At 67.2% G+C, this 22212-nt stretch carries 21 protein-coding genes; 8 read left to right on the plus strand and 13 right to left on the minus strand.

The window, feature by feature from the left end; all coding sequences use genetic code 11:
• Positions 1–58: 58 nt before the first annotated feature.
• Together gshB and A3OM_RS0121270 are read right to left on the minus strand one after the other, a co-directional pair.
• Positions 59–1009, minus strand: a complete 951-nt coding sequence (gene gshB, locus A3OM_RS0121265; RefSeq protein WP_018045812.1) for a glutathione synthase — start codon at positions 1007–1009, stop codon at positions 59–61.
• A 146-nt stretch (positions 1010–1155) separates the two neighbouring features.
• A complete protein-coding gene (locus A3OM_RS0121270; RefSeq protein ID WP_018045813.1) occupies positions 1156–1446 on the minus strand; it encodes a hypothetical protein in 291 nt (96 codons plus the stop codon).
• A 503-nt stretch (positions 1447–1949) separates the two neighbouring features.
• On the opposite strand from A3OM_RS0121270, the gene A3OM_RS24500 reads away from it, so the two are divergent.
• Positions 1950–2201: a hypothetical protein gene (locus A3OM_RS24500; RefSeq protein WP_018045814.1), complete on the plus strand. Its 252-nt coding sequence runs from the start codon at positions 1950–1952 to the stop codon at positions 2199–2201.
• A gap of 123 nt (positions 2202–2324) precedes the next feature.
• Positions 2325–3068: a hypothetical protein gene (locus A3OM_RS0121280; protein ID WP_051074440.1), complete on the plus strand. Its 744-nt coding sequence runs from the start codon at positions 2325–2327 to the stop codon at positions 3066–3068.
• A gap of 37 nt (positions 3069–3105) precedes the next feature.
• Here the strand turns inward: A3OM_RS0121280 and A3OM_RS0121285 are convergent, their stop codons facing one another.
• From A3OM_RS0121285 to A3OM_RS0121295, 3 genes are all read right to left on the minus strand, one after another.
• Entirely contained in the window at positions 3106–3708 is a 603-nt protein-coding gene (locus tag A3OM_RS0121285) for a hypothetical protein (protein WP_026176270.1), read from the minus strand.
• Positions 3705–4352, minus strand: a complete 648-nt coding sequence (locus A3OM_RS0121290) for a DUF1214 domain-containing protein (protein WP_018045817.1) — start codon at positions 4350–4352, stop codon at positions 3705–3707. The genes A3OM_RS0121285 and A3OM_RS0121290 overlap by 4 nt, the downstream gene beginning before the upstream one ends.
• A 74-nt stretch (positions 4353–4426) precedes the next feature.
• On the minus strand, positions 4427–6652 hold the full coding sequence (locus A3OM_RS0121295) for a PBP1A family penicillin-binding protein (protein WP_018045818.1): 2226 nt from the start codon (positions 6650–6652) through the stop codon (positions 4427–4429).
• 312 nt (positions 6653–6964) lie between these two features.
• Here A3OM_RS0121295 and A3OM_RS0121300 point away from each other — a divergent pair, with 312 nt between their 5' ends.
• Positions 6965–7486, plus strand: coding sequence for a YcgN family cysteine cluster protein (locus tag A3OM_RS0121300; protein ID WP_156462902.1), 522 nt, complete (start codon positions 6965–6967; stop codon positions 7484–7486).
• A 16-nt stretch (positions 7487–7502) separates the two neighbouring features.
• Here A3OM_RS0121300 and A3OM_RS0121305 read toward each other — a convergent pair whose 3' ends face one another.
• The 3 genes from A3OM_RS0121305 to A3OM_RS0121315 form a co-directional block, all read right to left on the minus strand.
• Complete coding sequence (locus A3OM_RS0121305) at positions 7503–8279, minus strand: creatininase family protein (protein WP_018045820.1); 777 nt, start codon at positions 8277–8279, stop codon at positions 7503–7505.
• Positions 8280–8367: 88 nt separating this feature from the next.
• On the minus strand, positions 8368–8805 hold the full coding sequence (locus A3OM_RS0121310) for a CsbD family protein (RefSeq protein WP_018045821.1): 438 nt from the start codon (positions 8803–8805) through the stop codon (positions 8368–8370).
• A 211-nt stretch (positions 8806–9016) separates the two neighbouring features.
• Positions 9017–9229, minus strand: a complete 213-nt coding sequence (locus tag A3OM_RS0121315; protein ID WP_018045822.1) for a CsbD family protein — start codon at positions 9227–9229, stop codon at positions 9017–9019.
• A 329-nt stretch (positions 9230–9558) separates the two neighbouring features.
• On the opposite strand from A3OM_RS0121315, the gene oxlT reads away from it, so the two are divergent.
• The 4 genes from oxlT to A3OM_RS0121335 all read left to right on the plus strand — a co-directional run bounded on the left by oxlT (position 9559) and on the right by A3OM_RS0121335 (position 14358).
• Positions 9559–10866, plus strand: coding sequence for an oxalate/formate MFS antiporter (gene oxlT, locus A3OM_RS0121320; protein WP_018045823.1), 1308 nt, complete (start codon positions 9559–9561; stop codon positions 10864–10866).
• Between the two features lie 3 nt (positions 10867–10869).
• Positions 10870–11646 (plus strand): fumarylacetoacetate hydrolase family protein, encoded by a 777-nt coding sequence (locus A3OM_RS0121325; protein WP_018045824.1) that lies wholly within the window; start codon positions 10870–10872, stop codon positions 11644–11646.
• A gap of 48 nt (positions 11647–11694) precedes the next feature.
• Entirely contained in the window at positions 11695–12705 is a 1011-nt protein-coding gene (locus tag A3OM_RS0121330) for a 2-dehydropantoate 2-reductase (RefSeq protein WP_018045825.1), read from the plus strand.
• A 117-nt stretch (positions 12706–12822) separates the two neighbouring features.
• Entirely contained in the window at positions 12823–14358 is a 1536-nt protein-coding gene (locus A3OM_RS0121335) for an acyl--CoA ligase (protein ID WP_018045826.1), read from the plus strand.
• A gap of 132 nt (positions 14359–14490) precedes the next feature.
• Here A3OM_RS0121335 and A3OM_RS0121340 read toward each other — a convergent pair whose 3' ends face one another.
• Positions 14491–15639, minus strand: coding sequence for a histidine kinase dimerization/phosphoacceptor domain -containing protein (locus tag A3OM_RS0121340; protein ID WP_018045827.1), 1149 nt, complete (start codon positions 15637–15639; stop codon positions 14491–14493).
• A gap of 335 nt (positions 15640–15974) precedes the next feature.
• On the opposite strand from A3OM_RS0121340, the gene A3OM_RS0121345 reads away from it, so the two are divergent.
• Positions 15975–16283 (plus strand): hypothetical protein, encoded by a 309-nt coding sequence (locus tag A3OM_RS0121345; RefSeq protein WP_018045828.1) that lies wholly within the window; start codon positions 15975–15977, stop codon positions 16281–16283.
• Here the strand turns inward: A3OM_RS0121345 and A3OM_RS0121350 are convergent, their stop codons facing one another.
• From A3OM_RS0121350 to A3OM_RS0121365, 4 genes are all read right to left on the minus strand, one after another.
• Positions 16284–18143, minus strand: a complete 1860-nt coding sequence (locus A3OM_RS0121350; RefSeq protein WP_157196578.1) for a KUP/HAK/KT family potassium transporter — start codon at positions 18141–18143, stop codon at positions 16284–16286. It abuts the gene before it with no gap.
• Between the two features lie 377 nt (positions 18144–18520).
• Positions 18521–19204 (minus strand): dethiobiotin synthase, encoded by a 684-nt coding sequence (gene bioD / locus A3OM_RS0121355; RefSeq protein WP_018045830.1) that lies wholly within the window; start codon positions 19202–19204, stop codon positions 18521–18523.
• Positions 19201–19974, minus strand: a complete 774-nt coding sequence (locus tag A3OM_RS0121360; RefSeq protein ID WP_018045831.1) for a ferredoxin--NADP reductase — start codon at positions 19972–19974, stop codon at positions 19201–19203. The genes bioD and A3OM_RS0121360 overlap by 4 nt, the downstream gene beginning before the upstream one ends.
• A 345-nt stretch (positions 19975–20319) precedes the next feature.
• The gene (locus A3OM_RS0121365) at positions 20320–21972 is read right to left on the minus strand and encodes a methyl-accepting chemotaxis protein (protein ID WP_245257815.1); all 1653 of its coding nucleotides are present in this window, start codon (positions 21970–21972) and stop codon (positions 20320–20322) included.
• Positions 21973–22212 lie beyond the last annotated feature (240 nt).

The raw sequence follows: 22212 nt of genomic DNA on the forward strand, positions 1-22212 counted from the left end.
AGGGCTTGAAACCGTCCCCAATCGTTAGGCTGCCGCTCTTAAAGGCGGCTTAATCCGGTCAAACCGAGACGGAGAGCCGCCCTTCGATCGCATCCCAGACCGAGACCGCGAGATCCGGTCCACCGAGCCGCTTGATCGCGCGGATGCCGGTGGGAGAGGTGACGTTAATCTCGGTGAGGTTGCCGTCGATCACGTCGATGCCGACGAGGATGAGACCGCGCCGGCGAAGCTCCGGCCCGATCGTGGCGCAGATGTCCCGCTCGCGCTCGGTGAGATCGGAGGCGGAGGCGGCGCCACCGCGCACCATGTTGGAGCGGATGTCGTTGAGGGCCGGCACGCGGTTGATGGCGCCCAGGGGCTCGCCGTCCACCAGGATGATGCGCTTGTCGCCCTCGGTGATCTTCGGCAGGAAACGCTGGACCACCCATGGCTCGCGGAACGTCACCGAAAACAGGTCGAACATCGAGCCGAAATTGGCGTCCTCCGGCAACACCCGGAACACCGCCGCGCCGCCATGCCCGTGCAGGGGCTTCATGACGATGGCGCCGTGCTCGGCGCGGAACGCCTCGATCTCCGCCTTGTCGCGGGTGATCAGAGTCGGCGGCATCAGCTGCGGGAAGTCGAGGACGAACAGCTTCTCGGGCGCGTTGCGCACCTCAGCCGGGTTGTTCACCACCAGGGTCCGCGGATGGATCCGCTCCAGCATGTGGGTCGCGGTGATGTAGGCCATGTCGAAGGGCGGGTCCTGGCGCATCAGGACCACATCCACATCGGCGAGATCGACACGCTGCATGGCCCCGAGGGTCGCGTGGGCGCCCTCCACGTCCTGGACCCGGAGGGGCTCGACCCGCGCCGTCACCACCTGACCCTGCATGGAGAGCCGGTCCGGCGTATAGAACAGGAGATCGTGTCCCCGCGCCTGCGCTTCCAAGAGCAGAGCGAAGGTGGTGTCACCGGCGATCCTGATCGCCTGGATCGGGTCCATCTGAACCGCGACGGTCAGGGCCATGGCGCACGAGCCTCATTCACGATCGAGCATGGTCGAAGGTCGGGGGGGCCGCCCCCCCGGTCTTCCACCGGAGTCGCAGGCCTATTCGATGGCCTGGCTTCCGTCGACAGGCTTCTTGCCGGGAGATGTCGGGACCGGGCCTGCCCTTACCGGGACTTGCCACCGCTGCGACGGTCGTAATCGCCGATGGCGTTGCGGCATTCGGCCGACAGGCGGGGACGGTTGCGCTCCATGCACTTCTCGGCCTCGTTGCTGTTGGGATCGACGCCGGCACAGAGGCGGAAATAATCGTTGGCGCAGCCGAGTTGCAGGCCCTGGTCTTCGCGCTGGGCCTGGGCCGGGCCGGCGGCCAGAAGCAGAAGGGCGAAGGGTGCAGCCTTCAGGGCCAGGGACCGGCCCTTCGAGGGGCTGGAGGATCGTGTGGTCGCCACGCGCATTCTGCGTTGTCCTTCGCTCGGATCGGAGTGTGGCGGCATATCGGGCGCAGCCATGGCTTAGCAAGCGCGCGGGACACCGTCCCGGTTCCGGCTGGATATGAGCGGAACCATGGGCGTGGCGCCCCGGTCACAGTTTTTCGAGATCCCTCGACAAAAAGGCCCCGCTCATTTCGGAGCGGGGCCGAGTGCAAGGGAGGAAACGCCCGCCATGGGCAGTAAAATTCAAAGCAAGTTGCAAGCCAGAGCAGATTCCGTGGCTTCAGTTCCGACGGTTGTCGCGGCTGCGGCGATATTGCCACGGAGATTCGGTCCCTGCCGCCACCGCCCGGCTCTCTCCCGCGATTCGATGGAGAGCGGAAACTTTTCATTAACCACCTCGTGATGCTCTCCGCTCTGCATCACGATCGATTGAGAATTCGACGGGATCCGCCCCGGGAGAGTTCGAGGGGACGTTTCCGACGGGTTCGGGTGGTGCGTATCGAGGATCGATGGGATCGCCAGCGATGACGCCTGACCGCAAGTCCCAGAGTGCCAAAACACACCCCGGTGAGCCGTCGGGCGGTCTGGGAGACCGTTCGCTGCCGCTGCATACGGCCAGCGTCGTGGCGTTCCGCCAGGGCTCCGGTCGCCGGTTCCGCCGGGATGACGAGAACGACAGAGCCACGCGCGGCGAGATCCTGCTGTTCACCGGCGTCCGCTACGAGCGCATGCCCGAACCGGCGATGTCCGCTCCCCGGCAGCGCCGGCACTCCTGACACCCCACGCCTCCGGTCACCGTGAGGCCCGAGCAGGCACCGTCAACCCGAGGAAGTGCGATGCCGGCGTCCCACCCCGTCCCCCCCACTGGGCGCTTGATCAAGACCGCATCCGCTGCCGCGATGCTGCTGATGGGCGGCTGCGCCCAGAAAGGCGATTTCGGCCGCCCGGCCCCGAGCGCCTGGAACAGCCTCGTGGCGACCACCGGCACCTTGGCCGCGCAATACCGCAACGAGCCGGCCTCGGATTTTTCCCTCACCGACGACGAGCGCACCCTGCGCGACCGGGCCTGGCGCTTCCTGATGCCGGCGGCCGAGAGCGAGACCTTCACCGACGCCCTGGCCAACCTCACGCGCACCCGCGTGCTGCCGCCGAGCTGGCGCGAGGACGACGTCACCAGCTATCATGCCGCCCTGGTCGCGGAACCCTTTCGCTCGCCCGTCTCGCGCTATCGCCGACTGGCGGACGACATCACGGCGGATGCGCGCCTGATCCCGCTCTTCGTGGCCACGGCGGCGCGGGTGGCGAATGCCGATACCCTGCGCCTGCGCAGCCTGCCCTTCGTGAAGAGCCTCGACGACGAGAGCATCCGGCAGGCCGCCATGCGGGTAGCCGAGAACCGCTGCCTCGTGGCCTGGGTCCGGCTGGAGACGGGGGTTCGCGCGGAGCGTTACCGCTACGCCCTGCAGCATCTCCTCGTGGAGGTCCCCTCGGTCGAGGCCGTATCGGTCGAGCGCAGTCTCGCCGGTCTCGACGGGCGCCGGGTGATGCTCGACCCGCTGCTCCCGGCGGCGGCCGAAGCGCGCTGCGGATTGGTGGAGGCACCCGCCCCCCAGGCCGCCCGACCCATCGTCGCGAAATACTGAGACGGTCCGCCCGCCCGGACAGGGCGTCGGTCGGCCGTCAGCCGCCGGATTTCGCGGCGTCCTCGGTGGGACTGTCGATGGTGCAGGAGACGGCCTGGACCGCCTCGTTCGCCGCCTGCCGCTGGCTCGGAAGGGCCGCGACCACGCGCACCACCACGAAACCCTCCCGTTCTGTGGCGACGATGCGCACGTCGCGGCTCACGTCGTTCTCGTCCTCGTTGGCCAGGGCCTCGTCGTATTGGGCGCGGGTGAGGATCACGAGGTCCAGGGCGCCGCGCACCGCCGCTTGGTCGGTAACGGCGTAGAAGGCTCCCCGCCGCCCATGGACGGCCAGGGACAGCATCAGCGCGCCGGTCCGGGCGGAGACCCGCATCGGGCCATCGGCGAGGTTGTAGGCGCATATACCCACCGCGACCGAGGGATCGGGGATCGGCAGCCACGCCTCGGTGGGGGCCGGGTTGATGCCGGTGGAGAGCGTATAGACCGGCATCGCGTGGTCCAGGGCCTCGCTGGTGCGCGCCTTCGTCAGGGCGTCGGATTCCGACAGGCTCGGGATCGCCAGCACCACGGCGATGTGGACCAGCCCTGCCAGGACGAGCCCGGCGAGGGTCGCGAGGAGGAAACGCCCGGTCGGGTTCATTCCGCGCATTCCGTGCGGGAGATCGTGGGAACCGCAGACCGCTCCACCGTGCCGGCGCTGGCCGCCACCGGCGTGTCGTAGAGACGGAGCGCGAGCCGCACCGGCCCGGCGGCGCGCGGCATGGGCAGCCAGTTGCCGGGCTGGACGTCCGAAGCGAGCACGATGGAGAAGCGCCCGTCCACGTCGCGCAGAACCTCCGTGGAGGTGAAGCCCTCGCGCAGCACCGTCCGCTCGGGGTCACGCTTGCCGCGCCCGGCGACGGTGATGGTCCAGGCCCTGGCGGGAGGCGTCGCGCCGGCGATCCGGTAGGTGCAGGTCGCATTGAGGGCGCGGCCCTCGTCGTCCTGGGAGGCGGTGAGAAGCAGCCCCTCTCCCACCGCCAGGGGAATCTCACCGCGCCGGGCATTCACCGCGCGGGCATAGGGGTCAGCGCCGAGGGAGCCCGTGCGCGGCCACGCGATCCAGCTCCCCACCGAAACTCCGCCGAACGGATAGCCGCCCCGCGTGGCGTAATCCGCCGTCGCCAACCCCAAGCCCGCGCCGAGGGCGAGGGTGTAGAAGACGAGCCCGACGCGCGAGGTCCGACTCAGGACGGCGCGAAAGACCCGGCTTCCCCGGCCGGCGACGCCCGCGATGCCGGGCATCGCGCCGGACCGGGCAGGGTGATCTGTGGTGCTCATGCGGCGGCTGACATCCTGGGGCCGTGTGGACACCGTCGCTACGGAATGCCGATGCGGCCGACCGGGCGGGCGCCATCGGCGACGGCGCCCGTGGTCTCCCCAGCGGCGGCGCGGGCGCCGGCGGGCGTCCCCGCCTCCACGGTGCGGAACAGGCCGTTCATGCTGCCGATGACCTCGAACGAGCGCCGCGAGAGCTTGCCGGCCGCGCTGGCGGCCGCGTTGGGCGGCGAGGACGACCCCGCCTGCGCCATCGGACGGGTGTTCTCCTTGAGGCCCGGCATCGCCTTCAACTCGATGCCCTGGTGGGCCGTCTCCATCACGTCGTGCCAGGCCATGGCGGGAAGCGAACCGCCGGTCATCTTGTTGGTGGAGGTGGAATCGTCGTTTCCGAACCAGACGGCGCCCACGTAATTGCCGGTATAGGCCACGAACCAGGCGTCCTTGTAGGCGTTGGTCGTCCCGGATTTGCCCGCGACCTTGATGCCGTCGAGCTGCGCGCGACGGCCGGTCCCCTCCTCCACCACCTTGTTCAACATGAAGTTCATGTCGGCCACGACCTGGGGCGAGAGGATCTGCTCGGGCTTCTCGTCGGCATGGCGGTAGATCACTTCGCCCGAGGAGTTCTTCACCTCCATGGCCGCATAGGGCTTGGCTTTGCGGCCGCCATTGGCGAACACCGCATAGGCCGCCGCCTGATCGATGACGTTCACCTCCGCCGAGCCGATGGGAAGCGAAACGGAATCGGTGAGCGGGGTGGTGATGCCCATGCGATGGGCCATGTCGATGATCTTGGCGCGCCCGGCCTTGGCGGCGGGGAAGTCGCCCTTGATGCCAATGGCCTTGCCCAACGCGATGGAGATCTGGATCGGGATCGTATTGATGGATTTCGCCACCGCCACGGTGAGGTTGGTGGCGCCGGAGAACGAGCGGCCATAATTCTGCGGGCACCAGTTCCCGAGGCAGATCGGCCGGTCCACCACCCGGGTGTCGGGTCGGTAAAGGCCGGCGGCGAGGCCCGCCGCATACACGTAGGGTTTGAACGAGGAGCCCGGCTGGCGCAGGGAATCGGTGGCCCGGTTGAACTGGCTCTCGCCGTAATCGGCCCCGCCGACCATGGCGCGCAGCGCCCCGTCAGGATCGAGGATGACCATGGCGGCCTCATCCACGTCGTACTGGTCGCCGTACTGGCGCAGGATGTTCTCCACCGCCTGGTCGGCACGTTTCTGGATACCGATATCGAGGGGGGTCTTCACGATCAGCACGCGGTCGCCGCGCAGCTTGCCGGAATCCGCCATGCCCTTGATCTCGCCGAAGGCCCAGTCGAGGTAGTAATCGGCGGTGATGTCGCGGGTGCGGGTCACCGGCGTCGCCGGGTTGCGCAATGCCGTCTGGATCTGGCCTTCGGTGACGAAGCCGGCTTCCACCATGTTGTGCAGCACGTCCACGGCGCGGGCGCGGGCCGCCGGCAGGTTCACATGCGGCGCGTATTTCGTCGGTGCCTTGAACAGGCCGGCCAGCATCGCGGCTTCGGCGAGGCTCACGTCCTTCAGCGGCTTGCCGAAATAGTAATCGGCCGCCGCGACCGCCCCGAAGGTGCCGCCGCCCATATAGGCACGGTCGAGATAGAGCTTGAGAATCTCGTTCTTGCTGAGATGGCTCTCGAGCCACAGCGCCAGGAACGCCTCGTTGATCTTGCGCTCCAGGGAGCGTTCGTTGGTGAGGAACAGGTTCTTGGCGAGCTGCTGGGTGATGGAGGAGCCGCCCTGCGTGTTGCCGCCGCCGCGCGAGTTCGACACGAGCGCGCGCGCCGTGCCGATCGGGTCGATGCCCCAATGCTCGTAGAAGCGCCGGTCCTCGGTGGAGACCAGCGCCTTGATCATGCTGTCGGGAAAGTCGTCGAGTTTCAGCGAGTCGTCGTGCTTGATCCCGCGCCGCCCCACCTCGACGCCGTAGCGGTCGAGGAAGGTGACGGCGAGATCCTGCTGCTTCAGCCAATTCTCGCTGGTGAGGTTGAAGGCGGGCTGCGCGAGGGCCAGCATCAGCACGGCGCCGCCGGTGCCGAGCGTCACCCCCTCGCTGGTGAGGTCGAGGGCGACGCGCTTCCAGCCGCGCACCGAGAAGACCTGCATACGCTGCTGGAAACGCTCGTAGATCTCGGCGGTGGAGCGGCCGCTGTCGTACAGGCTCGCATTCACCCAGGCGTCGAAGCCGAGGGCGGCGCGTTTCAGGCGCGTCAGGAGCGAGGTGGCTTTGGGCAGGCGCACGACGTGATCTCTGTCCCTCAACGCACGGCCGGCACCGCTCACCGATGCCGCAGGTCAAGCACTACCAAGCTCCGCGCGTCTTCGCGAGGCCCGGCAAAGCACATCGTCCGCCCTTCCGCGGGGGCGGCACGGCCGGCGTCCCATCATAATGCGTCGGAAAGCGAAAACGTCGCGACGTCGGCGAGAATAACCCTTCGTCAACCTTGATCCGGGAATGGGGCGCGGAGGTGGCGCGGCTTGCCGATCAGGCCCACATGCGTCAAGGAGCCTGCGCGCTCCGCCCTCCCGTTCCGAACCCCGAAGGTGCTCCCGATGAGGGACCGCACATCCCCCCTCCTTGCCCCGGACGCGATGGCGCCCGAGCCATCGAAGCCGTTCTGGCGGGAGAAGACCCTCGACGAGATGTCGTCGTCCGAGTGGGAGAGCCTGTGCGACGGCTGCGGCCGGTGCTGCCTGCTCAAGCTCGAGGATGACGATACCGGCGAGGTCTACCACACCGATGTCGGCTGCACCCTCCTCGACGGGCTCGCCTGCAACTGCCGCGATTACGTCAACCGCCAGAGACGGGTGCCCGATTGCGTCCGCCTGACGCCGGAGGCGGTCCGCACCATCCCCTGGCTGCCGCCGACCTGCGCCTATCGCCTCGTGCGCGACGGGCAGGATCTCTATCCATGGCATCCCCTCGTCTCAGGCCGCCAGGCCAGCGTCCACGAAGCCGGCATCTCGGTGCGCGGCCGGATCTCGGGCAACGAAGAGGAGTTCACCACCGACGAACTCCTCGACCAGATCGTCACCTGGCCCGGCCGCACCCCGGAGACCGAGGACGAGGATTAGGCGCCGCGAAGGCGCCTCACGGATCGAGGCGGAAGCGGTCCACGTCGCGCAGAAGTTCGAGGAAGGCTCTCGCACCGTGGTCGAGGGCCGCGAGGCCGGCCTCGCGCGTGCCGAGCGTCGCGTTGCCGATGGCGCCCGAAGGGTGAAGGTCCTGCGACTTCCAGGCGAAGGCCGCCGGGCGGCTGGCGCGCAGATGGGTGAAGTCTCGCTCCATCGCCACCGTGCGGGGCTCGAAATCGGCGACGGCCGGACGGCGCACCGCATCGGGCTTCAGCGCCAGCATCAGCGCCGTCTCGACGGCGCCGGCATGGATGCCATGTCTGATTTCGTCGTCGGGAAAGAGGCCCGGCGGGTAGCCGAACCGGCTCCAGGCCGTGGTGACGGCGAGCATGCCGAGACTGCGCAGGTCGCTCGCCACGAGATCGATGAGCCCGCTATTGCCACCATGGGAGGTGACGATGACGAGCTTGCCGCATCCGGCGCGATGGAGGCTGCGGCCGATCTCGCCCCACGCCCGCAGGGCCGTCTCGGCCGTGAGGGTCAGCGTGCCGGGAAACGCATCGTGCTCGTCCGATTTGCCGATACTCTGGACCGGCAGGACCAGGATGTCGAGATCGCCCGCATCGAGTTCGGCCAGCCGGGCGAGATAGCCCTCGGCGATGGTGACGTCGGTGGACAGCGGCAGGTGCGGTCCATGCTGCTCCACCGCTGCCACGGGGAGAACCGCGATCGAGCGGTCCATGGCGGACGCGATCTCGCCGGTCGTGAGATCGAACCAGTTCCGCACCGCCATGGTCGTCGTGTCCCTCGCGGCCCCGCGCCGCCAGGGTGGTCTTCTAGGCCGAATGGGGCTCTACAAGAAGGGTGTCCGGATCTCGGACTCAGCGCGAGGGGCGCAGCAGCCATCCAAGCCCGAAGGCCGCCGCCGCCACGAGGGCGAGCGTGACGGCCTTGTTCTCGTCCGCCCGAGCCGCCACGGCCCGGCCGTGCCGCACGGCTTCACCCCGGTAATGACGGCCGCGGCGCTGAGCTTCGTCAGCGAGCGCATACCCACGGTCGGCGATCGCTTGGCGACGCTGCTCTGCCTCGTCGGCCAGGGCATGGGCACGCGCACTCGCCTCGTCGATGAAGCGCTCGCCATCGCGACGCAGGTCGTTCACCGTGTCGCGCGCTTCGCCATACGCGTATTGCGCTGCGCCGGCGGCCTGATCGTACGCGCCTTCGACCTGCTGACGCGCGCGGCCGGTCACCGCGCCGAGAGCCGTCTTGCCGCGACCCTGAAGGTTGCGGACGCTACCGTCGAAATGATCTCTGTTCATGGACACATCTCCTTTCGCGATCCGATGGAAGGGCGTAAGCCCGATCCATCCTGCCGTCGCACCGATCCGGGCCTCGGCCCTGAACCATGGTCTAGGCTCCGGAATCGTTGTTCGGTCTTCGATCTTGTCTTGGCCGGACGTCGCCTGGACGTCGGTCCAACGGTGAGTGGACGGATACTTCCCTCTCCGGACTGGCCTTCGGGCCGGATCGTCAGATCTTCTTGACGGCGTCGGCTGCGCTCTGAGCCGCGCCCTTGATCCCGTCCTTGGCATCACCCACGGTCTTCTGGGCCTCGCCCTTGAGCTCCTGCGCCTTGCCTTCGGCCTGCAGTTTCTCGTTGCCCGTGACCGAGCCGACGCCCTGCTTGATGTTGCCGACGGCTTCGTTGGCGAGACCCTTGATCTTGTCGGTGGTGCTGCTCATCGAAATGGTCCTCATGATCGCGTGGGGAGGCCGGGACGCGGCATGCGCCGGGCACCGCGAAGTCGAAAGCCGAACGATAACAATTGCTGAAATGTTCCGATCCGAGGCCGTGGAATTGTACGATTCCCGACCGATCCGGGTGAGGAACTCCGCATCGCAGCACTGGTGTGAAGTTAAAGGCCTCGGCAGCAAGAGTTTGAATTTTTTATACGCGTGATCCAAATTTTTTGTTTCGGCTTGCGGCGCCATTGCCAGCAAAGTTTCTTGAATTCAAAATATTCCCGGCTAGAACTCGGCAAACAACAGACGAGACACCGAGGAAGACGGTCATGACCGTTCGCGCCGCCACCCCACGTTCGGGCGGGACCGCCCAACCGACCCTGGGCACGGCGTCCGCACCGCCCTTCGGGCGCTGGGGTCAGCTGGTGATCGGCGTGATCTGCATGGTGATGATCGCCAACCTGCAATACGGCTGGACGTTCTTCGTCCCCGACATCCAGAAGAAGTTCGGCTTCGACCGGGCGGCGATCCAGTGGGCCTTCACCCTGTTCGTGCTGTTCGAGACCTGGCTGGTCCCGATCGAGGGCTGGTTCGTGGACAAGTACGGCCCGCGCGTGGTCGTGCTGTTCGGCGGCGCGCTGTGCGGCATCGGCTGGGTCATCAACTCCTACGCCGCCTCGCTCAACATGTTCTATCTCGGCCAGGTCGTGGCCGGCATCGGCGCCGGCGCCGTCTACGGCACCTGCGTCGGCTCGGCCCTGAAGTGGTTCCCCGACAAGCGCGGGCTCGCCGCCGGCATCATCGCCGCCGGCTTCGGCGCCGGCTCCGCCCTGACCGTCGCCCCGATCCAGTGGATGATCGCCGACCACGGCTTCCAGGCCGCCTTCTTCAACTTCGGCATCGGCCAGGGCCTCGTCGTCTGCGCGCTCGCCTTCTTCTTCACCTCGCCCAAGAAAGGCCAGGTCCCGGAGGTCGTCGCCAACGCCAACATCATCCAGACCCGGCGCAACTACACCCCCGGCGAAGTCGCCCGCCAGCCGATCTTCTGGCTCATGTACTTCATGTTCGTCATCGTCGGCGCCGGCGGCCTGATGATCACCGCCAACCTCAAGCCCATCGCCTCCGACATCGGCGTCGACAAGGTGCCCGTCACCATCATGGGCATCACCATGGTGGCCATCACCTTCGCGGCCACCATCGACCGCGTCCTCAACGGCCTCACCCGCCCCTTCTTCGGATGGGTCTCCGACAAGATCGGCCGCGAGAACACCATGTTCATCGCCTTCGCCATGGAAGGCTTCGGCATCTACATGCTCTACCTCTGGGGCCACGATCCCCTGTGGTTCGTCCTGCTCTCAGGGTTCGTGTTCTTCGCCTGGGGCGAGATCTACTCCCTCTTCCCCTCCACCTGCACGGACACGTTCGGCACCAAGTTCGCCGCCACCAATGCCGGCCTGCTCTACACCGCCAAGGGCACCGCCGCGCTCCTGGTCCCGGTCGCCAACTACCTCCAGCAGGCCACAAACAGCTGGGACGGCGTCTTCCTCGTCGCCGCAGGCGCCAACATCCTCGCATCCCTCCTCGCCATCGTGCTGCTGAAGCCCTGGCGTGCCCGTATCGTTGCCCGGAGCATCTGAACCATGGCCCGCTGGATCGGATACACCCACGACGGACGCGCCGGTTTCGGCCGCCTCGACGGAGAGCAGGTCACTGTCCACGAGGGCGACCTGTTCGACGCGCCCCGGGCCACGGGAGAGATCCTGCCCCTCGCCGAGGTGGTCCTCGACCTGCCCTGCCGGCCGAGCAAGGTCATCGCCCTGTGGAACAACTTCTCCGCCATGGCCGAGAAGCAGGGGCTGACCCCGCCCGTCGCCCCGCTGTTCCTCTTGAAGCCGGCCAACACCTATCGCCCGAGCGGCGCCGAGATCGCGGTGCCGGATTGCGCCGGTCGTATCCTGTTCGAGGGCGAGCTCGGCATCGTCATCGGCAAGGTCGCGGGCCGGAGCGCGCGCGACCTCACACCGGACGAGGCGGCCGGCCACATCTTCGGTTATACATGCGTGAACGACGTGACCGCGCTGGAGATCCTGAAGGCCGATCCGAGCTTCGCCCAATGGACGCGCTCCAAGGGACTGGACGGGTTCGGTCCCTTCGGCCCGGCCATCGCCACCGATCTCGACCCCGAGGCGCTCTCGGTGAAGGTGCGGGTGAACGGGCGCGAGCGCCAGACCTATCCCCTCTCGGACATGATCTTCCGCCCGCACGAGATCGTCGCCATGATCTCGCGGGGCATGACGCTGGAGCCCGGCGACGTCATCGCCTGCGGCACCTCCAACGGTTCCGGCCCGATCCCGAAAGGCGCCACCGTCGAGGTGGAGATCGAGGGGATCGGAATCCTGTCGAACCGCTTCTCCTGAGCCGTACAGACCAGACCGACCCGACATCCGGACAATGAGGATACCAGCATGAGCATCGCGATCGTCGGCGCAGGCGCCATCGGCGGATTTCTGGGGGTTCGCCTCGCGAATATCGGCGAGGACGTCACCTTCATCGCACGCGGGGCCAATCTCGATGCCATCCGCGCCAACGGCATGCGCCTGATCGAGGAGAACGGCTCCGAGATCCACGTGAAGAACCTCACGGCCACCAAGTCCATGGAGGAGGCCGGCGTCCACGACGTGGTGCTCCTCACCGTGAAGGCGCATCAGGTCGGGCCGATCGCGGACGACCTGCACCACCTCATCGGCCCCGACACCATCGTCGTGACCATGCAGAACGGCATTCCGTGGTGGTATTTTTCGGGTGGCCATGGCGGCGAACTCGCCGGGACGCACCTGGAAACCGCCGATCCGGGCCGGCTCATCGCGGAGTATCTGGACCCGAAGCATGTGATCGGCTCGGTGGTCTATCCGGCGGCCGTCCTCACCGAACCCGGCGTGGTCCAGGTGATCGAGGGCCACCGTTTCGGTCTCGGCGAACTCGACGGCTCCATGAGCCCGCGGGTCCAGGTCCTGGCGCAGCTCCTGATCAAGGCGGGCTTCCGCGCGCCCGTCACCAGCGACATCCGCGCGGAGATCTGGCTCAAGCTCTGGGGCAACCTCAGCTTCAACCCGATCTCGGCGCTCTCGCACGCCACCCTGGTGGATATCTGCCAGTTCCCGGAGACGCGGGCGCTCGCCACTGACATGATGCGCGAGGCGGAGACCATCGCGAACAAGCTCGGCATCACCTTCAAGCTCGGGATCGAGCGGCGCATCGCCGGGGCCGAGAAGGTCGGCGCGCACAAGACCTCGATGCTGCAGGACGTGGAGGCCGGGCGGCCGATCGAACTCGAAGCCCTCGTCGGCTCGATCATCGAACTCGGTCGCCTCACCGACACCCCGACCCCGCATATCGGCACCGTCTATGCCCTGATGCGGCTGCTGTCCCAGAGCCTCGAACGGGCGCAGGGGCGCCTGTCCATCGCGACGGCCTGACCACCGTTTCCCCGGCGGTCGCCCGCGACCGCCGGTCCGCATGAACATGTGCCGCTCCCCATGCGGCGGACCGCCTTCTCCTCCCCGAAGGCAACTGACGATGAGGACACAGCTACCATGGCCGAGACCGCAACCACCCTGCACGCCCTGATCCAGGCGGGCGCCGACGAGGCCACCGCCCTGTCGAGCCCTGGCGGCGTTCCCCTGACCTTCGGGGCCCTGCGGGCGCTCACGGAGAGCACCATCGCTTCCCTCAACGCGCAGGGCATCGGCCGTGGCGACCGGGTCGCCATCGTGCTCGACAACGGCCCGGAAATGGCCGCCGCCTTCATCGCCATCGCGGCAGGCACCACCTCGGCGCCGCTGAACCCCGCCTACAAGGCAGACGAGTTCGAATTCTACCTGACCGATCTCAACGCCAAGCTGCTGGTGGCGGCAGAGGGCTCGCAGAGCCCGGCGGTGGCGGTGGCCGAGAAGCTCGGCGTGCCGGTGGTGCGCCTGACCCCGACGCCCGAGCAGGGCGCGGGCAGCTTCACCCTCGCCTTTTCCGCATCCGACGCCACGCCGGCAAGCCAGGGCGGCCCGGCTCATCCCGACGATATCGGCCTCGTTCTCCACACGTCGGGCACCACGTCGCGTCCGAAGATCGTCCCGCTGAAACAGTCGAACGTCTGCGCCTCGGCCCGCAACATCCGCACCACCCTCGCCTTCACGGCCGAGGATCGCGGCCTCAACATCATGCCGCTGTTCCACATCCACGGCCTGATCGCCGGCATCCTGGCGCCGCTCTCGGCGGGCGGGCAGGTCTGCTGCACGCCGGGCTTCAACGCCCTGAAGTTCTTCGGCTGGATGAGTGAGGTCCGCCCGACCTGGTACACGGCGGTGCCGACGATGCATCAGGCGATCCTGGGCCGCGCCGCCCGCAACAAGGAGGTCATCGCCGCCAACCCGCTGCGCTTCATCCGCTCCTCTTCCTCCTCCATGCCGCCGCAGGTGATGAAGGAGATCGAGGAGGTGTTCGGCGCGCCGCTGCTGGAAGCCTACGGCATGACCGAGGCCGCCCACCAGATGGCCTCGAACCCGCTGCCGCCCCGGCCACATTATGCCGGCTCGGTGGGCCTCGCCGCCGGCCCCGAGATCGCCATCGTCGACCATGACGGCGAGCCCCTGCCCGCCGGCGAGACCGGTGAGATCGTCATCCGCGGCGACAACGTGATGACCGGGTACGAGAACAACGAGAAGGCCAATGCCGAAGCCTTCACCAAGCAGGGCTGGTTCCGCACCGGCGACCAGGGCACGCTGACCCCGGAGGGCTACCTTTCGATCACCGGCCGCCTGAAGGAGATCATCAACCGCGGCGGCGAGAAGATCTCCCCGCGCGAGGTGGACGAGATCCTGATGGATCACCCGGCCGTGTCCCAGTGCATCACCTTCGCGATGCCGCACGACAAACTCGGCGAGGACGTGGTGGCGGCCATCGTCCTGCGCGAGGGCCACGACGCCCTGTCGGAGAAGGAGCTGCGCGGCTTCGCCTCGGAGCGCCTCGCACCCTTTAAGGTGCCGGCCAAGATCATCTTCCTCGAGGAGATCCCGAAGGGCGCCACCGGCAAGCTCCAGCGCATCGGCCTCGCCCAGAAACTCGGCCTGGCGTGACAGCGGGGGCATTCCCGCCCACACTGGGAACGACGTCCTCGGAAAGGAGATCCGGGGACGGCCTTGCCTCACATGGCCCGTTTCCATTGATCGTAACGGCGCTTCGAGTGGACGGGCGTCGTTCGCGTTCCGCTATGAGGGCAGGAGCATCCTCAGCGAGAAATGCGCGCCCTTCACGTCGGGCGCCACGGTGAGCGGGCCGCCGAGCTGGCGGCCGAGATTGTTGATGATGCGCATGCCGAGGCTCGTACTCCGGGCCTGGGTCGGGTCGAACCCGTCCGGCAGGCCTGCGCCATCGTCGGCGACGCCGATGACGAGGCCCCCCTCCTCATGCGGACGGGCGGTGACCCGGATTTCACCCTCGCCGTCGGGATAGGCGTATTTGATCGCGTTGGTGACGAGCTCGTTGACGAAGAGGCCGAGCGGAATCGCGAGATCGGCCGGAATGTCGAGACGGACCGCCTCGCAGCGAATGACGTTGCGCCGGGCGCTCTCCTGAAGCTTGCCGCAGAGCGCTTCCAGGAAGCCCGAGATATCGATGGCACCGAGGGTCGGCTGGCGCCAGAGCTGATCGTGGACCGCAGCCACGGCCTCGACGCGGGTGCGCGCATCGACCAGGGCCTCCCTCACCTTCTCGTCGTCAGAGCCGCGAGCCTGGAGGGCCAGGAACCCGGCGACCACCGCGAGGCTGTTCTTGACCCGGTGGCTCATCTCGCGGGAGAGGAGGTCCTGCCGTTCCAGCGCCGCCTTCAGCCGCGCCTCGCCGCGCTGACGCTCGATGGCGCCGCCGAGGAGATTGGCGAAGCCCTGCATGAAGGCGATGTCCGCCTCCTCGAACTTGCCCTCGCGGGTGTCGTCCACTTCGAGCACGCCGTAATGCCCGTCGCGGTTGGCGATGAGCACGTTGATGGCCCGCTTGATGCCGTGGTCGGCCATGATCTGCGGCGTGCGAAACCGGGTTTCCACCTGAAGGTGATTGGAGATCACCGGCTGGCCGGTCTTGAGGGCAAAGCCCGCCGGGGACGCGAGATCGGCCCCTATGATGGCCTTGCCGACGACATCGTCCTTCCAGCCCACACCGGCGCAGATCAGCAGGCAATCCTGCTCTCTGGAATATTCCAGCGCCTTGCAGAACTGGGCCTTCATGCCTTCCGCGCAGAGCTCGACGGCACGATGCAGCAGGGGCAGCAGCTCGGTGGCACGCAGGGCCTCGACGCCGAAATCCGAGAGCAGGGCCTGCTGACGCAGACGCAAGGCCAGGGCGGGTGAGACGTCGGTCATGGAAAATGGTCCTGCGACCGGCTGGATAGATGAGAAGGACGCCGTCTGCGTCTGTGCGGTGCCGGGAGGCCGGATGCAAGGGTGACGAGCGCAACGTGCCTGAGGACGGCGCGGGGCGGACCGGATCGGCGGCGACGCTCCAGCAACAGCCCACGCGGGAGGAGAATATCAGGGGCGGACGATAGATTATATAATAAGTACTTATAATGAAAAACACTACAAAACGCGTCATTGACTTGAGATTATTGCATAATCGCGAAGCTTTCGCTATTCCCCGGCAAGCCGGAGGCGAAGGATCGGCGGATCAGCCGGCGTGATCGGGGTAAGGATACGAGATGATCGACGAGAGAGCTGCCCGTGCCGTCCTCGTGGCGACGACGCTCCTGGCATCCGCCCCGGCACAGGCCCTGTCGATGAACGACCCGCTCACGGAATGGAGCAAGGGCACGGCCATGGACCGCATGCAGATCGCCTCGCGTCTCGGCAAGTCGTTCAACGGCGTCAGTGAGAGCTTCACCGCCGGCTACTTCCTGAAATGCATCGATGACGTGGCCGCCTACGGCAACGCCAAGGCCGCCAGGATCGAGGACGCGATGCGCGAATGCGTGGCCGCGCGGATGCCGCGCAGCCCGGACGCCGAATAGTCAGATCTCGATCTCGGTGCCGACCTCCACGAGCTGGCGAGTGGGGATGCAGAACTGCGCTCCGGTGGTCTCGGCGTTGCGCAGGAGGAAGGCGAAGATGGTCTCACGCCATGTCGCCATGCCCCGGTCGTCGCTCTTCGGGATGATGGTCTCGTGGCCGATGAAGATCGTCAGGTCGTCGAGAAACTCCTTCGGCAGGGTCCCGCATTCGACGGCGCATCGCAGTCCGTCGGGAATCGAGCCGTCCTCCATGAAGCCGTAATGCAGGACGAGGCGGAAGATATCGGGGGTGATCTCGGTCACCTCGGCGCGCTCGGTCCGAGGCACGCTCGGCGCCTCCTCGTAGAGCGCGGTGACGAGCAGGATGCGCTTGTGCAGGGCACGGCTGCGCTCGACGAAGCGCGACAGGTGGAGCGGAATGCCGCTCGTCGCCGAGGACAGGAAGGCGGCGTTGCCCGGCAGGGTGATCGGCGGCGCGCGGCGCAGTTGCTCGATGAACTCCGCCTCGGGCTGCCGCAACGACGCGCGGGCCTCCTCCACCAGGAGGTTGCCCTTGCGCCAGGTGAGCATCAGGAAGGCGACTAAGCCGGCCAGCACCAGGGGAAACCAGCCGCCCTCGAACAGCTTCACGCTGTTGGCGCCGAGGAAGACGAGATCGATGGCGAGGAAGAAGCCGTTGACCGCGAAGACCGCGACGGGGTTGTAGCCCCATTTCAACGCCACCAGGGCGGCGAGCAGGGTAGTGATCGCCATGAGCGACGACACAGCGATGCCATAGGCGCCGGCCAGCTTGTCGGAGGAGCCGAAGGTGAGGACGGCCGTAAGAGTCGCGGCCGCCATCAGCCAGTTGATCACCGGCACGTAGATCTGCCCGCGCTCCTCGCGTGCCGTGTGGATCACCCGCATGGGCGGCAGGAATCCGAGCTGGATCGATTGCTGGGTGAGCGAGAACACGCCCGACACGATGGCCTGCGAGGCGATGACGGTGGCCAGCGTCGCGAGAGCGATCAGCGGGTAATAGGCCCAGTCCGGGCTCAGGCGGTAGAACGGGTTCTCGATCGCGTCGGGCTCCACCAGCAGCAGGCCGCCCTGGCCGAAATAGTGGATGACGAGGGCCGGCAGGACGAGGCCGAACCAAGCGAGGCGGATGGGTCTGGCGCCGAAATGGCCGAGATCGGCATACATAGCCTCGCCGCCGGTGACCGCGAGGAAGGCCGCGCCCAGCATGGCGAAGCTCACGTGCCAGCCGGCATGGACCAGGAAATCCACCGCGCGCCAGGGATTGAGGGCACCCAGGATCTGAGGCGCGTGCCAGATGCCACCGAGGCCCAGGAGCGCCAGGACGACGAACCACGCCACCATCACCGGGCCGAAGATGCGGCCGATAAAGGCGACCCCCTTGCTCTGCACCAGAAACAGCCCGACCAGGATGGCGATCGTGATGGGCAGGACGGCATGGTCGAGGCCGGGGGCCGCCACCTTGAGCCCCTCCACCGCGCTCAAGACCGAGATCGCCGGGGTGATCGCGCCGTCGCCGTAGAGCAGGGCCGCGCCGACGAGGCCGACCACGAGGAGCGCGGCCTGACGCGTGCCGGGCCTGGCATGACGGGCGCCGAGCAGTGCCAGCATGGCGACGATGCCGCCCTCGCCCCTGTTGTCGGCACGCAGGATCAGCACCGCGTATTTCAGCGAGACGATGAGGATCAGGGCCCAGAAGATCAGCGACACCGCACCGACCACGGCGATGGCCTGGGGCGGGCCGCCGCCGGAGGCCGCCCGCACGGCTTCCTTGAAGGCGTAGAGCGGGCTGGTGCCGATATCGCCATAGACGATGCCGAGCGCCCCGAGGAGAAGAGGCAGGCCGGCGCGCGGAGGATCCGCGCGCTCCGCCGAAGCCCCATGGGCGGATACGTGTTGGGCCAAAGGGGCGTTTCCTTCCACGGGCAGCCCGGATGTGCTCGGGTCACCGCCTGACCGAACCTAGCGGTGGCGGCTCCACCGTCCAGGGAGGCATTTCATGAGTCACGGAGAGGTGAGGAAGCCATGCCCCCCTCGCACATATGACGCCTGCCATATCGGCAACAGAGATCGGCAAAGGTGAGACCGAACTCCGTACAACGTCTTGGCGATGAACGCCTTGTTCGATCGTCACGATCAGCGGAAATGACGGACTTTCAGGAGACGTCGATGGCCGGGTTCGTCATCGAGGTTTCTCTCGCTGCGTCCTGTCGTAAGGCCTAGACCAGCCGCGCCAAGGCCTCCGGGCATTCGCCGTCGCGGGCGATGCAGTGGACCGGAGCCGGCACATGACGGGCGATGGCGGCCGCGACCGTCTCTGGCGACGTCGGCGCGCCGAGGCTTTCGCAGACCACGACACCGAGCAGCGTCTGCCCGTGACAGCGCAGGGTCTCCGCCGCGGTGAGCGCGTGGCTGATCGCCCCGAGATAGCTGCCGGAGACGAGGATCGTCGGCAGGGCTAGGGCCCTGAGCCAGTCGAGACCGGTCGCTGCCGCCGTCACCGGGCTCATCAGGCCGCCGACGCCCTCGAAGACGAGGATCGTCTCCGGATCCGCATCCTGGATCCGGTCCTCGCACCAGCCGACGAGGTCGCAGAGGTACAGGCTCCGCCCTTCGCGCGCGGCGGCGAGATCGGGGCCGAGCGGTGCGAGAAAGCGCCAGGGCGAGCAGGCCTCCACCGTCTCGGGCGTCACCGGCAATCCCTGGGCTTCCAGAAGGATCGCCGTGTCGCTCTCGCGAAACGACGGTTCGCCGAAAGGCGGCACACCGCTCGCCAGCGGCTTCAGGGTCGAAACGTCGTTTCCCCGGCGGCGCAGGGCGCGCGTCAGGGAAGCGGTGACGTAGGTCTTGCCGATCTCGGTCCCGGCGCCGGCGACGAAGACGGCGCGGGCACGCGTGCTCACTTCTCGACGAAGGCCTTCTCGATGACGTAGTGGCCGGCCTCGCCGTGATTGCCCTCCTCGTAGCCCCCATCGGTGAGGAGCTGGCGGGTGTCGCGGATCATGTCCGGCGAGCCGCACAGCATGAAGCGGTCGTTCTCGACGGACATCGGCGGCAGACCGATATCCTCGAACAGCTTGCCGGAGGTCATCAGGTCGGTGATCCGGCCTCGGTTGCGGAAGGGCTCACGGGTGACGGTGGGGTAATAGATCAGGCCGGCAGAGATGACCTCGCCGAGGAACTCGTGATTCGGCAGGTCCTGCGTGATCGTCTCGCCATAGGCGAGCTCGGAGACCTGGCGGCAGCCATGGACGAGGACGACCTTCTCGAAACGCTCGTAGGTCTCCGGGTCCTTGATGATCGACATGAACGGCGCCAGGCCCGTGCCGGTGCCGAGAAGGTAGAGGTTCTTGCCCGGCAGGAGGTTGTCGAGCACCAGAGTGCCGGTAGGCTTCTTGCCGACCATGATCGGATCGCCGACCTTGAGGTGCTGCAGCCGCGAGGTGAGCGGGCCGTTCTCGACCTTGATCGAGAAGAACTCGAGTTCCTCCTCGTAATTGGCCGAGACCACGCTGTAGGCGCGAAGGAGGGGCCGGCCCTCGACTTCGATGCCCATCATCACGAACTCGCCGTTGCGGAAGCGGAACGCGGGATCGCGGGTCGTGCGGAAGGAGAACAGCGTGTCGGTCCAATGGTGGACGCTCAACACACGCTCCTCGTTGAACTTGCTCATTGACGGGTCCGTCTCAAACTTCGCTTGCGAATCTCGGCTTTCAGCCGGGTCTTCTCGCACCTGCGGCGCGCCCGTCAAGGCATAGCAGGCGCGCAGGCAGCGAAACCGCCAACTGTCTGGAATCGCTCTGACTTGAGGCATCGCCGCCACTGGGGATGCGACCTCGTGCCGATTCCGGCTCGTGACGATGCGGCAAGAAACGCAGGATGTGGGGTTCGGCGCGCATTCCGGCGAGCGTCCGCCGGGATGGAACGGTCGGGGGCCGGCCAGGGTGACGCCGCCCGCCTCAACGCGAGGCGGGCGGCGCTCATGGCTCCGGACGGGACAGGTGCGATGGGCTTCGGCTCAGGCGGCGCGGACCGTGTGGAGGAACTTCTGCACCTCCAAGCTCAGGCGTTCGGCCTGCCGTGCCAGTTCCGACGAGGCGGAGAACACCTGGCCGGCGCTGGCGCCGGTTTCCTGCGCCGCTCGGGCGACGCCGGTGATGTTGGCGCTGACCTCGCCGGTGCCGATGGAGGCTTGCGCCACCGAGCCCGCGATCTCCCGGGTCGCGGCACCCTGCTGCGAGACCGATGCGGAGATGACGGCGGCCGTTTCGTCGATCCCGTGGATCGTCGAGGAGATGCCGTCGATGGCGCTGGTCGCCTGGCGGGTCGAGGATTGGATCGCCGCGATCTTCGCGGAGATTTCCGTCGTCGCCTTGGCGGTCTGGTTGGCGAGTTCCTTCACCTCCGAGGCGACCACCGCGAAGCCCCGGCCCGCCTCTCCGGCCCGCGCCGCCTCGATCGTCGCATTGAGAGCGAGGAGGTTTGTCTGGCCGGCGAGGTTGGAGATGAGGTTCACGACGTCGCCGATGCTGGCGGCGACTTCACGGAGCTCCGCGACCGCAAGTGCGGTCTGCTCCGCCTCGCGGACGGCGGCGGCCGTCATCTCCGCCGAACGTGCGACCTGTCGGCCGATCTCCGCCACAGAGGCACCGAGCTCCTCGGCCGAACCGGCCACGGCGGTGACGTTGGCCGAGGCTTCCTCCGCTGCCGTCAGGACCGCGCTGGACTGCGCCGACGTCTCCTCGGCGGAGGCCGTCAGCTGCGAGGCCGTGGCCTGCATCTCGGTGGCCGCCGCGGACACCATGCTCACGATCCCACCGACCGCCGCCTCGAACTCGTCGGCCAGGGTATGCATGCCGACCTTGCGTTCCGCCTCCGCGGCGAGGCGCAGGCGCTCGGTTTCGATCTCGAGGGCGCGGTTGCGGATCATGCCGTCCTTGAACACCTGCACCGCGCCCGCCATGGCACCGAGTTCGTCCGTGCGTGTCCGGTCCGGGATCGAGACTTCGACATCGCCAGCGGCGAGCCGGTTCATAGCGTCCGTCATTCCGCGGATCGGACGGGCGACCGTCAGCATGGAGAAGAGGGCCGACCCGCCCTGAAGGAGGATCGCCACGGCTCCGATCACGAGGCCCAGCACGCTGGCGGTTTCCACGGCGCCCATCGACGACAGCCGCGCCTCGTCCGTGAAGCGCTGAGCATTGGACAGCGATTGTTCGATGGCGAGGAGCGCCTTCCTGCGGGCGCCATTCCGCTGTTCCCCCGCCACCGCCAGGGCCGCCTCGTCGATCCTCTTGCGACCCTGGTCGTACGTGATGGTGGCCGCCGACTTGAGGGCGAGTTCCGTGAACTGCGCCAGCCCGGCATCGATGTCCTTGAGGACGTCGGGCTTCAGGGCGATACGGATCGGTGCCTTGAGTCCCTCATGGGCTGAATCGAAGCTCGTCCGGATCCGGCCGACGGCCTCCTTGTAGGTCTCCTCCGCTTCGGAGAGGCGCGCGTCGCGGACGGCGACCTGGATCTGGGACAAGGCGAGCTGCGCGTTCTTGATGCCGTCGAGGATCGTCTGCTCCCGACTGACGGCTTCGATCGATTGAGTGATCCTTTGGTTGCCCAGCCACTGGTTGGCGACCAATCCAACCGCCAGTAGAATTCCGAGACCTGAGAACAATCCCAACTTCTTTGCGATCGATAACTTCGACATCGTTCAGCCTGGATTTCGATAGGACGGGAGGGTGTCGGGGGCCTATTTACTGCTCTTGCCGACGGGAGGTTTCGCCTCCGTTGTCCATTATCACGAATACAAACTAAACATTCGTTAATTGGAATCGATTTCGAGTGAAAACTACATTCAATAGTGTAATCTGCAAGACTTAAGCTATATTCTAGTCCAATTCTCTTCCTGTCCGAA

It is taken from the genome of Methylobacterium sp. 88A, from assembly GCF_000376345.1.
GTDB classification, from domain to species: Bacteria; Pseudomonadota; Alphaproteobacteria; order Rhizobiales; family Beijerinckiaceae; genus Methylobacterium; species Methylobacterium bullatum.

Bases quoted from the DNA above. Each gene is read 5' to 3' on its own strand.
- gshB (WP_018045812.1), bottom strand. From the start codon at position 1,009: ATGGCCCTGACCGTCGCGGTTCAGATGGACCCGATCCAGGCGATCAGG.
- A3OM_RS0121310 (WP_018045821.1), bottom strand. From the start codon at position 8,805: ATGAACAGAGATCATTTCGACGGTAGCGTCCGCAACCTTCAGGGTCGC.
- A3OM_RS0121300 (WP_156462902.1), top strand. From the start codon at position 6,965: ATGAGGGACCGCACATCCCCCCTCCTTGCCCCGGACGCGATGGCGCCC.
- A3OM_RS0121340 (WP_018045827.1), bottom strand. From the start codon at position 15,639: ATGACCGACGTCTCACCCGCCCTGGCCTTGCGTCTGCGTCAGCAGGCC.
- A3OM_RS0121285 (WP_026176270.1), bottom strand. From the start codon at position 3,708: ATGAACCCGACCGGGCGTTTCCTCCTCGCGACCCTCGCCGGGCTCGTC.
- A3OM_RS24500 (WP_018045814.1), top strand. From the start codon at position 1,950: ATGACGCCTGACCGCAAGTCCCAGAGTGCCAAAACACACCCCGGTGAG.
- A3OM_RS0121335 (WP_018045826.1), top strand. From the start codon at position 12,823: ATGGCCGAGACCGCAACCACCCTGCACGCCCTGATCCAGGCGGGCGCC.
- A3OM_RS0121290 (WP_018045817.1), bottom strand. From the start codon at position 4,352: ATGCCCGGCATCGCGGGCGTCGCCGGCCGGGGAAGCCGGGTCTTTCGC.
- A3OM_RS0121305 (WP_018045820.1), bottom strand. From the start codon at position 8,279: ATGGCGGTGCGGAACTGGTTCGATCTCACGACCGGCGAGATCGCGTCC.
- A3OM_RS0121325 (WP_018045824.1), top strand. From the start codon at position 10,870: ATGGCCCGCTGGATCGGATACACCCACGACGGACGCGCCGGTTTCGGC.
- A3OM_RS0121360 (WP_018045831.1), bottom strand. From the start codon at position 19,974: ATGAGCAAGTTCAACGAGGAGCGTGTGTTGAGCGTCCACCATTGGACC.
- A3OM_RS0121280 (WP_051074440.1), top strand. From the start codon at position 2,325: ATGCTGCTGATGGGCGGCTGCGCCCAGAAAGGCGATTTCGGCCGCCCG.
- A3OM_RS0121315 (WP_018045822.1), bottom strand. From the start codon at position 9,229: ATGAGCAGCACCACCGACAAGATCAAGGGTCTCGCCAACGAAGCCGTC.
- A3OM_RS0121345 (WP_018045828.1), top strand. From the start codon at position 15,975: ATGATCGACGAGAGAGCTGCCCGTGCCGTCCTCGTGGCGACGACGCTC.
- A3OM_RS0121330 (WP_018045825.1), top strand. From the start codon at position 11,695: ATGAGCATCGCGATCGTCGGCGCAGGCGCCATCGGCGGATTTCTGGGG.
- oxlT (WP_018045823.1), top strand. From the start codon at position 9,559: ATGACCGTTCGCGCCGCCACCCCACGTTCGGGCGGGACCGCCCAACCG.
- A3OM_RS0121270 (WP_018045813.1), bottom strand. From the start codon at position 1,446: ATGCGCGTGGCGACCACACGATCCTCCAGCCCCTCGAAGGGCCGGTCC.